The sequence below is a fragment of the Deferrisoma sp. genome, from assembly GCF_054681715.1.
The window spans coordinates 1-12,310 of record NZ_BAAHFQ010000032.1 but is presented as its reverse complement, the minus strand read 5'-3'; the positions used below and the strand labels follow the sequence as shown (position 1 = coordinate 12,310).

The window sequence follows — 12,310 nt, the reverse complement described above, 5'->3', positions numbered from 1 at the left end:
CGTTCTCCGCCGGGGTGAGGGCACCCGGCCCTCCGGGGCGCCACCGGCGCGGTCCCCCTGCGGCCCCGACCTCGCGTCACACGGTGAACCGGGCCATCAGCCCCTTGAGGCTCAGGGTCTGGGACCCGAGCCGCTCCGCCGTACTCCGGGTCTGTTCCACGGCCGCGGCGAGCCGGGTGGCGAGCTCGGCCACGGCGTCGAGGTTTCGCCCGATCTCCTCCACGGCGGCGCTCTGCTGCTGGGTGGCCGTGGCGATCTGGGACACCCGGTCTGCCGTGTGCTCGATCTGGGACACGATCTCCGCCAGCGCCTCCCCGCCCTGTCGGATCAGGGCGCTGGAGGTGTCGACCTCCCCGAGCCCGTCCTCCACCGAGGCGACGGCGCGGCCGGTCTCGGTCTGGATGCCGGCGATGGTGTCCCGCACCCGACGGGTGGCCTGGGCCGTTTTCTCGGCGAGCTTTCGCACCTCGTCGGCCACCACCGCAAACCCCCGGCCGTGTTCCCCCGCCCGTGCCGCCTCGATGGCGGCATTCAAGGCCAGCAGGTTCGTCTGGTCGGCGATGTCCTCGATGACCTGCATCACGGCGCCGATCTCGTGGGTGCTGGTCCCCAGGTCCCGGACCTGGTCGGCGATGGCCCTCACCCGCTCCTCGACCCGGGCCATGCCCTCCACCCCCTGGGCCACGGTCGTTCCGCCCCGCTCCGCGGTTTCCGAAGCGGTTTGCGCCGTTGCCGCCGCCTCCTGGGTGTCGCGGGCCACCTGGAGCACGGTGGCGCTCATCTCCTCGGCCGAACTGGCCGCCGCATGGGTGCGGTCCTTCTGGGCCTCGGCCTCGTCGAGGGCCCTGCGGCTCGCCTCGAGGATCTCCTCGGTCCCCGAGGCCACCGCCTCCGCGGTGGCCAGAACTTCCCGGACCAGGCTCTGGAGGTTGGCCAGGAACCGGTTGAACGCCTCGGCCAGTTCGGCCATTTCGTCCCGACCCTTCACGGGGAGCCGGCGGGTCAGGTCGGCCTCGCCCGTGGCCATCTCGGCCACCCGGGCCGTGAGGGCCCGGATCGGCCGGCCCACCCGAAGGCCGAGGAGGATCCAGGTGCCGATGGAGGCCACCGCGAGCCCCGAGAGGCCGGTGGCGACCCCGGTCGCCACGATGCCCCGGCGCGACGCGGCCACGAGGTGCCGGGTCTTCTCCTCGGCCCGGGCGAGCCGGTCGAGGCCATAGCGCACGTAGAGAACCCCGGCCAGATCGCCCTCCCTGGCCTCCTCGTGGCACCGCAGGCAGTCCGCGGTCATCACGTGGGAACGCAAGATGACCACCTCTCCCCCGCGATGGACCTCGGCGAGCCCCTGGGCGGCCACGGCGCGGTCAAAGTCCTGGCGCGGAAACCGCTGCTTGACCGATTCGGGGCGGCTCGCGTACGCCACGATGCCCTGGGCGTCCAGCAGACCGATCTCGATCACCCCCTCGATCGTCCCCAGGTCGCCCAGGAGGTGCTGGAACTGGTCCATCTCGCCCCGCTCCAGGGACCCCTTGGTGCCGGTTTCGAGGCTCGTGAACACGTTTCGGGCCTGGGCCGCGGCCGCCTCGGCGAGCTCCAAGGCGCTCGCACGGCCCAGTTCCTCCATGGCGCGGGTGGCGCGGGTTGTGGCGACCCAGGTGCTCACCCCGAACGCGAGCGCCAGCACGCCGAGAAGAAAGCCGCCCACCTTGAGCTGGATCCCGATTCGCATGAGGCTCCTCCCGGTCACGCCGTCCGCCCCTCATGGAGGCGGTAGAACGGATACCCCGGGTTCCGGGCGAACCCGGGCCGGGCGCAGCCCGTGCACGGGGCCCGGCCCCGCACGCACCAGTTCACGCCGGCGTTCCAGCCCCGCCAAGGGCAGTCGGAGGGGGTCAGCACCCCCTGGCAGCCCAGTTGGAACAGGCACCCGTCCTCCCCGGGGGCCCGGGCGAACTCCTGGCGCTCGTACTGGGCGAAGTGGGGACATTGGTCATGGACGGGCCGGGCGAAGAACGCGAGCGGCCGGCCCTCGTCGTCCAGGCGAAGCCCGGCCGGCCGCCGGGCGAGCACGGCGGTGCCCACGATCCAGTGGGGGTGGGCCGGGCAGCCGGGCACGTTGACGACCGGCGTCGAAACGCCCCGGTCCGCGAGAACCGCCTTCACCGGTGCGGCGCCCGTGGGGTTCGGGGGCGCGGCCGGGATGCCGCCGAAACTCGCGCAGGTGCCCACGGCCACGACCGCCGTGGCCCCGCGGGCCGCCCGTGCCAGCAACTCGGCCAGGGGTTCCTCCCCCACCGTGCACGCGTCGGGCATGCCGGCCGGCACCGCCCCCTCGACCGCCAGCAGATACCCTCCGGCCTCGATGGCCTTTTCCACGGCCTCGAGGGCGGCCGGCCCGGTGGCGGCCGAGAGCGTCGGATGGAACCGCAGGGCGAAGTAGCGGGTGATGAGTTCCGCCGGTCCCGGTCGCTCGGCGTTCAGGAGGCTCACGGAGCAGCCGGAGCACGACTGGCCCTGGAGCCACAAGAGCCCCGGCCGGTCGGCGGCGAGGCCCTCCAGGGCCCGGGCCACGCCGGGAAGGGCCGGGCCGCCGAGGCCGAGGGCGGAGGCGAGGGTGGCGGCGTCCCGGAGAAACTCGCGTCGGGTGATGGCCATGGTGGGTCTCCTCCCCTTGGGGGTCAGTGGACCGCGCAGGCGATGCACGGATCGAACGACCGCACGACCCGGGCCACGGCGAGCCCCGGGGGCTCGCCCTTCCGGGCCGCGAGGCCCTCGAGCGCCGCCTCCACCGGCCCGGGGGTGCCGGCGTCGTCCCGGGGCGAGAAGTTCCAGGTGGAGGGCACCACGCACTGGTACCGGTCGATCCGAAACCCCTCGATCCGGGCCCAGTGGCCCAGGGCCCCCCGGGGCGCCTCCACGAGCCCGGCTCCGGCCCCGGACGGCCGGGGGGTATACTCGCCGGCGGTCGGGCCGCCGGGTTCGAGGCGGCCGAGCCAGTGGTGCATCTTGCGGGCGAGGGCCCAGGCCTCGAGCCCCCGGGCCAGGTGCCGCCCCAGCACGCCCGAGAGATCCGCGGCCCGGAGCCCCGCGGACGCGAGCCAACGATCCTCGGCCTCGCGGATGGCCGGGTGGCCCCGGGCCGCGGCGATCCGGACCCGGGCGAGGGGGCCCACCTCCAGGGGGCGGCCGGCGTACCGGGGGGCCTTGAGCCAGGAGTAGGCCCCGGGTTTCCCCGGATCGGGCCGGGTTACGCCCTCGGCGGGCCGGGCCGGGCCGGCCGCGCGGTACCGGCTCTGGCCCACCTGTTCGGCGATGGCCTCCGGCCGCAGGGGCTCGAGGCGGCCGTCGGCCAAGACCCCCGAGGGAAGCCAGGGGCTGCCGTCGGCCTCCTCGAAGGCCCCGAAGGCCAGAAACGCCTCGGGCCCCCGCCCCTCACGCGCCAGGTGGGGAAACCGCCTGCCGAGTTCCAGGAGGTCCGGCAGGTAGGCGGTTTCGACGAACGTGAGCACCCGGCCGAGATCGCTGCGGAACGCCTCCACCTCCAAGGGGTCGACCGGGGTCGTGACGCCCCCGGGCACCAGGGAGGCGGTGTGGGGCATCTTCCCCCCGAACCGGGCGGCCATGCGGTGGCAGGCCTGCCGGACCTCGAGGGCGTCGAGGTAGTGGGCGAGCGCCGAGGCCGTCCACGGCCCGTCGGCCGGAAGCCCCCCCTCCCACTGGGGAAGGAACGGGGCGGCCGGCAGGACCCGGTTCGACCGCACCTCCCCCTCGGCCCAGGCCCGCAGGGCGGCCAGCCGCGGGTCGTCCCCCTCGTAGGCCAGGATCCCGGCCACGTCCACGAAATCGAGCGCGCTCAGGTGATAGAAGTGGAGGAGGTGGCTCTGGAGGAAGTTCGCGCCCAGCACGAGGCTCCGAAGCAGCCTCCCGTTCGGGGGGACCATTAGCCCCAACGCCTCCTCGAGGGCCCGGCACGAGGCCACGGCGTGGCTCACGGGGCAGACCCCGCAGATGCGCTGGGTGATGACCGGCGCATCGAGGGCGTCGCGGCCCTTCAGGATCGATTCGAACCCCCGGAACATCTCCCCGGCCACCCGGGCCTCGGCGATCCGGTCGTCCTCCCAGCGGGTTTCGACCCGCAGGTGGCCCTCGATGCGGGTCACGGGATCGAGCACGAGCGTGGCCATGGGATGCCTCCTCCCTAGATGTTCCCCGGATGACGGGCACAGATCCCCGACCGGGATTGTCCCGGCGCACGCGTTCCTTTATCGGCGACGAGGCGGGGCGGCTTGAGGGTATTTAGGAACTTTTTGGAGAAAAAAGCATGGAAAAGAGTTCGCATCGGTTTAGCTTTTGCATTTTCTGGGTGAAGTGTTGCAACTCGTTTCATCTCGCCGTCCCCGTGTCCTTTGCCGCCACGGGAGACGTTTCTCCCGTGGCGGCAAGATCTTTTCGGGAAAGGTCCTTGACAGGGGTGGGGCCGGTTTGTATAGTCCGGCCATGTTGTGGGATGAGGTGGGATAGAGTGGGGCACCAGGCCATGGAGGCCGCATGTTCCGGGGATGCTTCGAGCACACCATCGACGACAAGGGTCGGCTCAGCATCCCCGCGCGGTTCCGGGAGGCCCTGGAGACCACGTTCAGCGCCCCCCTGTACCTGACCCGCCACAAGGACTGCCTCGTCGCGTACCCGGCCGACGAGTGGCGCACCCTCGAGGCCCGCATCAACGAGCTGCCCGCCTTCGATCCCAAGATCCAGGCCTTCCGCAGGTTCTTCTACGCCCCGGCCCAGGAGTGTCCCGTGGACAAGGCGGGCCGGATCCTCGTGCCCCCGACGCTACGCTCCTACGCGGGCCTCGACCGCCAGGTGGTCCTGGCCGGCATGGGAAAGAACTTCGAGATCTGGGCCAAGGAGCGCTACGACGCGGCCATGGACGCCGTGGCCGCCCAGTTCGACGAGATCGCGGGGGCCGTGGGAGGGTTGGGGCTGTGAACCGCATCGTGCGCCGAACCCACCGGGGGGTGCCGGTGGTGCGGATCGAGGGGGAGCTCGGGCTCGAGCGCGCCCAGGACTTCCGCCGGGTGCTCCGGGAGACCCGGGGGGACCGGATCGTCGTGGATCTGCGCAAAGCGAGCCACCTCCACTACCGGATGGCCACCGAACTCCTCGAGCTCGCCCGCCGCCGCCGGGTGGAGCTCGTGGGGCCGAGCCCCTATCTGCGGGAGATCCTGCGGTTCGTGGGCGGGGCCGACGGGGTGCTGCCGGAGTTCCGGACGCTGCGGGAAGCCCTGGAGGCCCATGACGCGGCCTGACGGGGGCTACCACGTCCCGGTGTTGGCCCGGGAGGCGGCGGACCTCCTGGTGACCGACCCGGACGGCCTCTATGTGGACGGCACCCTCGGGGGGGGCGGGCACGCCCGGGAGATCCTGGCGAGGCTGGGCCCCGGAGGGCGGCTTCTCGGCCTCGACAGGGACCCCGACGCCCTGGCCCACGCGGCCGCCTGGGCCGGGGACCCCAGGGTCCTCCTCCGGCGGGCCAACTTCGCGGAGTTGCCGGACGTCCTGGAGGCCGAGGGGCTGGGGCCGGTCACGGGGGTGCTCCTGGATCTCGGGGTGAGCTCCCACCAGGTGGACGAGGGGGAGCGGGGATTCAGTTTCCTCCGGGACGGCCCCCTGGACATGCGGATGGACCCGGAGGGGCCGGTGACGGCCGCCGACCTCGTCAACACCCTGGACGAGGCCGAGCTCGCCCGGATCTTCCGGGAGTACGGGGAGGAACCCCGGGCCTCGCGGGCGGCCCGGGCCGTGGTGGCCGCCCGGCGGAAGGCCCCGCTTCGGACCACGGCCGACCTGGCCCGGACGATCGAGGGGGCCCTGGGGCGGCGGGGGCCGAAACACCCGGCCACCCGGATTTTCCAGGCGCTCCGGATCGCCGTGAACCGGGAGCTGGAGGCCCTGGACCGGTTCCTCGAGGCCCTGCCCGGGGTGCTCGCCCCCGGGGGCCGGGTTGTCGTGATCTCGTACCACTCGCTGGAGGACCGCCGGGTGAAGCGGGCGCTCCGGGCGGGAGAGCCCCATTGCCGGTGCCCCCCCGAGGCCCTCCGGTGCACCTGCGGCCGGCCCGGCTGGCTCCGGGTTCTCACCCGGAAGGTGGTTCGGCCCTCCGCCGAGGAGGTGGCCCGGAACCCCCGGGCCCGAAGCGCGCGCCTCCGGGCCGCCGAACGGCTTGTACCCGAACGAGGTCAGGGAGGACAATGATGACCACCACCGCGCTCACCCGCACCCTGCGAGCCGAGGCCTGGATCGGGTCCCTCTCGGGGTTCGTCCCGTGGCTCTGGAAGGCCGGCGCCTTCGGTCTGTGCCTCCTCGCGGCCCTTCTGTTGGTGACGCTCCGGATCCAGGCCACCCGGCTCCAGTACGAGATGGACGAGCTCGTGCGCCAGAAACAGGGGCTTTCCGAACGGCTCTCCAATTTGGAGGTGGAGCGGTCGGCCCTGGCCGCGACGCCGCGCATCGAGCGGGAAGCCCGACGCCTCGGGTTCGTGGTGCCGGGCCGGGATGCGGTCGTCGTCCTCCCGGAGTAGGAAGAAGGCGGCCGGGCCGCTCCGGGGCGAGCGGGTCCGGCTGCGGCTCGTGGGGGCGGTCCTTCTGGGACTCCTGGTCGCCGCCGGCCTGCGGGCGGCCCACCTCCAGCTCCGGATGGCTCCCGAGCTCCGGGCCCGGGCGGCCCGCCAGCACCAGGGCCAGATCGAGATCCTGCCCACCCGGGGGGCGATTTTCGACCGAAACGGCCGGGAGCTGGCCTTGAGCGTGCCCGGCTGGAGCCTGTTTGCGGACCCCTCGGTGCTGTTGAAACGGGAGGACGATCTCGCCCGGCTCGCCGAGATCCTGGGGCAGTCCCAACCCGAGGTGCGAAGGCGCCTGGAGGCGGGGGGAAGGCGGTTCGCGTGGCTCAAGCGGGCCCTGTCCCCCGGGGAGCTCGACCGGGTGCGAAAGGCCGACATCCCGGGGACGGGCCTGGCCCAGGAGCCCCTGCGGTTTTACCCGAAGCGGGAGCTTGCCGGGCAGGTGCTGGGGTTCGTGGGGGCCGACGGCAAGGGGCTCGGGGGCCTCGAGTTCGCGTTCGACGGGCTCCTCAGGGGCCGGGAGAAGCGGGTGCTGGCGGCCCGGGACGCCCGGGGCAGGCTCCTTCTGCACAACGCCCCCGATCCCCTGGAGGCGAGCGGGGGAAGCCTGGTTCTCTCGATCGACGAGACCCTCCAGCACATCGCCGAGGAGGAGCTCGCACGGGCGGTGGAGGCGAGCCGGGCCCGGGGGGGGGTGGCGGTGGTGGTGGATCCGGGTTCGGGGGAGATCCTGGCGCTGGCCCAGGTGCCGCCGTTCAACCCGAACGACCTTGCCGGAAGCCGGGCCGAGGACCGGAAGGTCCGGGCCGCGGTGGACGTGTTCGAGCCCGGGAGCACGCTGAAGCCGCTGTTCGTGGGCCTGCTGTTCGACCGTGGGGCGGCCCGGCCCGGGGAGCGCATCTTCTGCGAAAACGGGGCGTGGCCGGTCCACGGCCGGGTCATCCACGACCACAAACCCCACGGCTGGCTCACGGTCGAGGAGATCCTTCGGGTCTCGAGCAACATCGGGGTCGCGAAGCTCTCGGAGCGGATCTCCCCCGAGAACCTGTACGCCGGATATCGCAGGCTCGGGTTCGGCCGGCCCACGCGAATCGAACTGCCCGGCGAGTCCCGGGGGATCCTGCCGGAGCCGGGGGACTGGTCGCTCATGACCCCCAAAACCCTGGCCTACGGCCAGGGTATCGGGGCCACGGCCCTCCAGGTGGCCGGGGCCTTCGCCGCGCTGGCCAACGGCGGCGTGGGGATGCGGCTCCGGCTGGTGCGGGAGGTCCGGGGCCCGGGGGGAGAGGCGCTGGAGCGGGCCGAGCCCGAGCCCCAGGCCCGGGCCTTCTCCACCGCCACGGCCGCCCGGCTCACCGAGATTCTGGAGGGGGTGACGGGGCCCGAGGGAACCGCGCCCCAGGCGGCCGTGCCCGGGTTTCGGGTGGCGGGAAAAACCGGCACGGCGTGGAAGGTGGAAGGGGGCCGCTACAATCCCAGGAAGGTCTGGGCGAGCTTCGTGGGGTACGTGCCGAGCCGGGCCCCGAGGCTGGTGATCCTTGTGGCGGTGGACGAGCCCACGAAGGGGCCTCGGTACGGCGGCGTGGTGGCCGGCCCGGCGTTCCGGGAGATCGCCCGGCGAAGCCTGGCGTACCTGGGGGTGGCGCCCGAACAGGCCGTTTCCCAGGCGCCCCGGCCGCCACGGGGGGAGCGGAAGCCGGCGGACGCGCCGGCCGAGATCCGGCCCGGCGAGATGCCGGACTGCCGGGGGCTCACGCTCCGGGACGCGGTGCGGGTGTTGGGCCGGGCCGGCCTGCTGGAGGGGGCCCGGCTCCTCGGCACCGGGTGGGCCGCCCATCAGGACCCGGCGCCGGGCACGCGGGTGGAGCCCGGGACGAGCTGCACCGTGGTGTTCCGCCCCGCCTTCGACGGGTGACAAACGCCGCCCCCGGGTGTCCCCGCCGCGGCATGAACCAGCGGGCCGACGACCGCTGGCCGAATCTGCAAAGGAACAAAGACGTGACCGATGCGCCTCGGTGAACTGCTGGTCCATCTGCCGGGAGCAAGGCCACTGGATCCGGGCGACCCCGAGATCCGAGGGATCACCTGCGACTCCCGGAAGGTGCGCCCGGGCTACCTCTTCGCCGCCGTGCCCGGCACCCGGGTGGACGGCCACGCCTTCGCCCCTGCCGCGGCCGCGGCAGGGGCTTCGGCGTGTTTGGTGGCCCGGGACGTGGCCGCGCCGGGGGCCGTGCGCGTCCTCGTGGCCGACCCCGAGGAGGCCCTCGCACGGGCGGCCGCGGCGTTTCACGGCAACCCCTCCCGGGCGCTTCGGGTCGTGGGGATCACGGGCACGAACGGGAAAACGACCACGGCGTTCCTGGTCCAGCACATCCTGGCCTCGGAGGGACGGGTCACGGCCCGGTTCGGAACCGTCGGCTACGCCTTCCCGTCCGGGGAGGAGCCGGCCCCGCTGACCACCCCCGGCGCCGAGACGCTCCAGGCCGCCCTCGCGCGGGCCCGGGCCGAGGACGCCCAGGACGTGGTCATGGAGGTGAGCTCCCACGCCCTGACCCGCCAGCGGGTCGGGGCGACCCGGTTCGCGGCCGTGGCGTTCACGAACCTGACCCAGGACCACCTGGACTACCACGGTACGCTGGAGGCGTACTTCGAGGCCAAACGGAGCCTGTTCGCCCGCTACGCCCCCGAGGCGCCCGCCGCCGTGAACGCGGACGACCCCTTCGGCCGGCGGCTTCTCGCCGAGCTCGGCGGCCGGGCCGTGCCGTTCGGCGTCGGCGAAGGGGAGGGCCTGCGGGTGCTGGTGGAGGAGGAGGGGCCGTGGGGGTTCCGGGGGCGGGTGCGGTTCCAGGGACGCCAGGTGCCCTTGGCGCTTCCCCTGGCCGGCCGGTTCAACGCGGCCAACGCGGCCTGCGCCCTGGCCTGCGCCCTAGCCCTGGGGGTCGATCTCGCCCGGGCCGCCGAGCACCTGGCCTCGGCCCCGGCCGTGCCGGGCCGGATCGAGGCCGTTCCCAACCGGCTCGGGATCGGGGTGTACGTGGACTACGCCCACACCCCCGACGCCCTCGACCGGGTCCTCGAAACCGTGGCCGCCGTGACCCCGGGCCGGGTGATCGCGGTGTTCGGGTGCGGGGGCGACCGCGACCGCACGAAGCGGGCGCCCATGGCCCGGGCCGCGACCCGGTGGGCCCGGGCGCTCGTGCTCACGGCCGACAACTCCCGCTCCGAGCCCACGGAGCGGATCCTCGACGAGATCGAGGCCGGGATGCCCGAGGGATGGCACAGGGTCGAAACCCCGCCGGGCCTCGGGGCCGATCGGGCCTACGCCCGGGTTGCCGACCGGGCCGAGGCGATCCGGTGGGCCGTGGCCGCGGCCCGGCCCGGGGACGCCGTGGTGATCGCCGGCAAGGGCCACGAGACCACCCAGACCCTGGGGGGCCGGGTGCTGCCCTTCGACGACCGCGTGGAGGCCCGGAGGGCCCTGGCGGAGCGGGAGGCGGCGGCATGAGGTGGCGGCTCGGGGAGCTGGCCGCGGCCGCCGGCGGGGAACTCCGGGGCGGCGATCCGGAAGCCCGGGTCGAGCGGGTCCACACCGACACCCGCACCCTGCGGCCGGGGGACGTCTTCGTGGCCCTGGTGGGCCCCCGCCACGACGGCCACGACCACCTGGCCGAGGCCGCCGAACGGGGTGCGGTGGCCGCGGTGGTCCACCCCACCGAGCGCCTCCCGAGGCTCCCGGCCATCGTGGTGGACGATACGCTCCGGGCCTTGGGCCGGCTCGGGGCCGAGGCCCGCCGCCGGCTCGGCATCCCGGTGATCGGGGTCACCGGAAGCGCCGGGAAAACCACGACCCGGGAGCTGGCCGCCGCCCTCCTGCGGGACCTGGGCCACCGGGTGCTCACGAGCCCGGGCAACTGGAACAACCGGATCGGCCTGCCCCTGACCCTGCTGAGCGCCTCGGGAGACGTGACCGCGGCCGTTCTGGAGCTCGGGATCAGCGAGCCGGGGGAGATGGCCGAGCTCACGGCTGTCGCCCGGCCCGACGTGGCCGTGATCACCTGCGTGGCCCCCTGCCACACCGAGGGGCTCGGCGGCCTCGAGGGGGTGGCGCGGGAGAAGCTCGCGATCGCCAGGGGCCTCCGGCCGGGGGGAACCCTGGTCTTGCCCTTCGGGGACGCGCGCCTCTCGCCGCCGGAGGGGGTGCGGTGCCTCACCTTCGGTTGGGAGGCCGGGGCCGACGTGCGGGCCGAGGGGTTCCGTCCCCGGGGTGCCGAGGGGGTGGAGTTTCGGCTGGAGGGCCAGGAGGTCCGGCTTGCGCTCCTCGGCCGCCACAACGCAACGAACGCCCTGGCCGCCTGGGCCGCGGTCAAGGCCCTCGGCCTCGGCGCCCCCGATCCCGGGCGGGCGTGGCGGGAGGTGGCCTCGCCGCCCCTTCGGGGGGAGGTGCGGCGCACCCCCTCGGGGGCCCGTCTGTACGTGGACTGCTACAACGCGAACCCCAAGGCCGTGGAGGCCGCCCTGGAGACCCTGGCCGCCCTCGCCGGAGGGGCCCGCATGCTCGCGGTGCTCGGGGAGATGCGGGAGCTCGGGGCGCTCTGCCGGGCCGGCCACGAGGCCGTGGGTCGGGCGGCGGCCCGGCTCGGGGTGGCCGAGCTCCACCTCCTGGGCCCGCGCACGGCCGCCGTGCGGGAGGCGGCCCTCGACGCCGGGATGCCGCCGGAGCGGGTGTGGATCTACGACGACCGGGCCACGTTGGCGGCCGCCGTGGCCCGGCGGCTCCGGGAGGGCGACTGGGTGCTGGTGAAAGGAAGCCGTGCCATGGGGCTCGAGGCCGTGGCCGACGCGCTGGAGCGATGACGGGTGCTGTACCGCCTTCTCTACGGACTGAGCGACGCCTTCGGGCCCCTCAACGTGTTCCGGTACCTCACGTTCCGGAGCGTGGTGGGGATGCTGACGGCCTTGGTGATCGTGCTCTTTCTGGGGCCGGCCGTGATCCGATGGCTCGCCAGGCTCAAGGTGGGCCAGGCCGTGCGCGACGACGGTCCCGAGCGGCATCTCGCCAAGGCGGGCACGCCCACCATGGGGGGCGTGCTCATCCTGGTGGGGGTGGCCGTGGCGACGCTTTGCTGGGCCGACCCCCTGGAACCCCGGGTCTGGATCGTGCTCGGCATCACCCTGGGGTTCGGGGCCGTGGGATTCGCCGACGACTACCTCAAGGTCTCGCGCCGAAACAGCAAGGGGCTTCCGGCCCGGGCCAAGTTCTGGAGCCAGGTGGCCGTGGCGACCGTGGGATGCGTGGCCCTGTGGGCGCTTCCCGGGTTCGACACCCGGCTCTCCGTGCCCTTTTTCAAGACGCTGCGGCCCGATCTGGGGTGGGTCTACATCCCGTTCGCGGTGTTCGTGGTGGTGGGCGCCGGGAACGCCGTGAACCTGACCGACGGCCTCGACGGGTTGGCGATCGGGCCCGTGATCACGGCGAGCCTGACGTACCTCATCTTCACCTACGCCGCGGGCCACGCCCGGATCGCCGAGTACCTGCAGATCCCGTGGGTGCCCGGGGCCGGGGAACTGGCGGTGTTCTGCGCGGCCATGGCCGGGGCGGCCCTCGGGTTCCTCTGGTACAACGCCTACCCGGCCCAGGTGTTCATGGGGGACGTGGGGAGCCTGTCGCTGGGGGGGGCCCTGGGGGC

Annotated in this window: 11 protein-coding genes; 8 read left to right on the top strand and 3 right to left on the bottom strand. The window is 73.9% G+C overall.

All coding sequences use genetic code 11. The annotated features are described in order from the left end of the window. Window positions 1-76 precede the first annotated feature (76 nt). The 3 genes from ACY0I8_RS07015 to ACY0I8_RS07005 are packed head-to-tail and all read right to left on the bottom strand — an operon-like array spanning window position 77 to window position 4,184. Entirely contained in the window at window positions 77-1,729 is a 1,653-nt protein-coding gene (locus ACY0I8_RS07015) for a methyl-accepting chemotaxis protein (protein WP_461394186.1), read from the bottom strand. Window positions 1,730-1,743: 14 nt separating this feature from the next. Beyond that, window positions 1,744-2,655, bottom strand: a complete 912-nt coding sequence (locus ACY0I8_RS07010; RefSeq protein WP_461394185.1) for a hydrogenase small subunit — start codon at window positions 2,653-2,655, stop codon at window positions 1,744-1,746. A gap of 23 nt (window positions 2,656-2,678) precedes the next feature. After that, a complete protein-coding gene (locus ACY0I8_RS07005; protein WP_461394184.1) occupies window positions 2,679-4,184 on the bottom strand; it encodes a nickel-dependent hydrogenase large subunit in 1,506 nt (501 codons plus the stop codon). 364 nt (window positions 4,185-4,548) lie between these two features. On the opposite strand from ACY0I8_RS07005, the gene mraZ reads away from it, so the two are divergent. The 8 genes from mraZ to mraY all read left to right on the top strand — a co-directional run. Beyond that, window positions 4,549-4,989: a division/cell wall cluster transcriptional repressor MraZ gene (mraZ, locus tag ACY0I8_RS07000; RefSeq protein WP_461394183.1), complete on the top strand. Its 441-nt coding sequence runs from the start codon at window positions 4,549-4,551 to the stop codon at window positions 4,987-4,989. Next, on the top strand, window positions 4,986-5,309 hold the full coding sequence (locus ACY0I8_RS06995) for an STAS domain-containing protein (protein WP_461394182.1): 324 nt from the start codon (window positions 4,986-4,988) through the stop codon (window positions 5,307-5,309). The genes mraZ and ACY0I8_RS06995 overlap by 4 nt, the downstream gene beginning before the upstream one ends. Further along, window positions 5,296-6,255: a 16S rRNA (cytosine(1402)-N(4))-methyltransferase RsmH gene (gene rsmH / locus ACY0I8_RS06990; RefSeq protein ID WP_461394181.1), complete on the top strand. Its 960-nt coding sequence runs from the start codon at window positions 5,296-5,298 to the stop codon at window positions 6,253-6,255. The genes ACY0I8_RS06995 and rsmH overlap by 14 nt, the downstream gene beginning before the upstream one ends. Further along, window positions 6,255-6,581 carry a cell division protein FtsL gene (locus ACY0I8_RS06985; RefSeq protein ID WP_461394180.1) on the top strand — a complete coding sequence of 109 codons (327 nt, stop codon included), beginning with the start codon at window positions 6,255-6,257 and terminating at the stop codon, window positions 6,579-6,581. Before rsmH ends, ACY0I8_RS06985 begins: the two co-directional genes overlap by 1 nt. Then, window positions 6,556-8,538: a penicillin-binding protein gene (locus tag ACY0I8_RS06980; RefSeq protein ID WP_461394179.1), complete on the top strand. Its 1,983-nt coding sequence runs from the start codon at window positions 6,556-6,558 to the stop codon at window positions 8,536-8,538. Before ACY0I8_RS06985 ends, ACY0I8_RS06980 begins: the two co-directional genes overlap by 26 nt. Before the next feature lie 90 nt (window positions 8,539-8,628). Then, the gene (locus ACY0I8_RS06975) at window positions 8,629-10,128 is read left to right on the top strand and encodes a UDP-N-acetylmuramoyl-L-alanyl-D-glutamate--2,6-diaminopimelate ligase (protein ID WP_461394178.1); all 1,500 of its coding nucleotides are present in this window, start codon (window positions 8,629-8,631) and stop codon (window positions 10,126-10,128) included. Beyond that, on the top strand, window positions 10,125-11,477 hold the full coding sequence (locus ACY0I8_RS06970; protein ID WP_461394177.1) for a UDP-N-acetylmuramoyl-tripeptide--D-alanyl-D-alanine ligase: 1,353 nt from the start codon (window positions 10,125-10,127) through the stop codon (window positions 11,475-11,477). The genes ACY0I8_RS06975 and ACY0I8_RS06970 overlap by 4 nt, the downstream gene beginning before the upstream one ends. A gap of 3 nt (window positions 11,478-11,480) precedes the next feature. Next, a partial coding sequence (gene mraY, locus ACY0I8_RS06965; protein ID WP_461394176.1) for a phospho-N-acetylmuramoyl-pentapeptide-transferase occupies window positions 11,481-12,310 on the top strand: 830 nt, incomplete at its 3' end.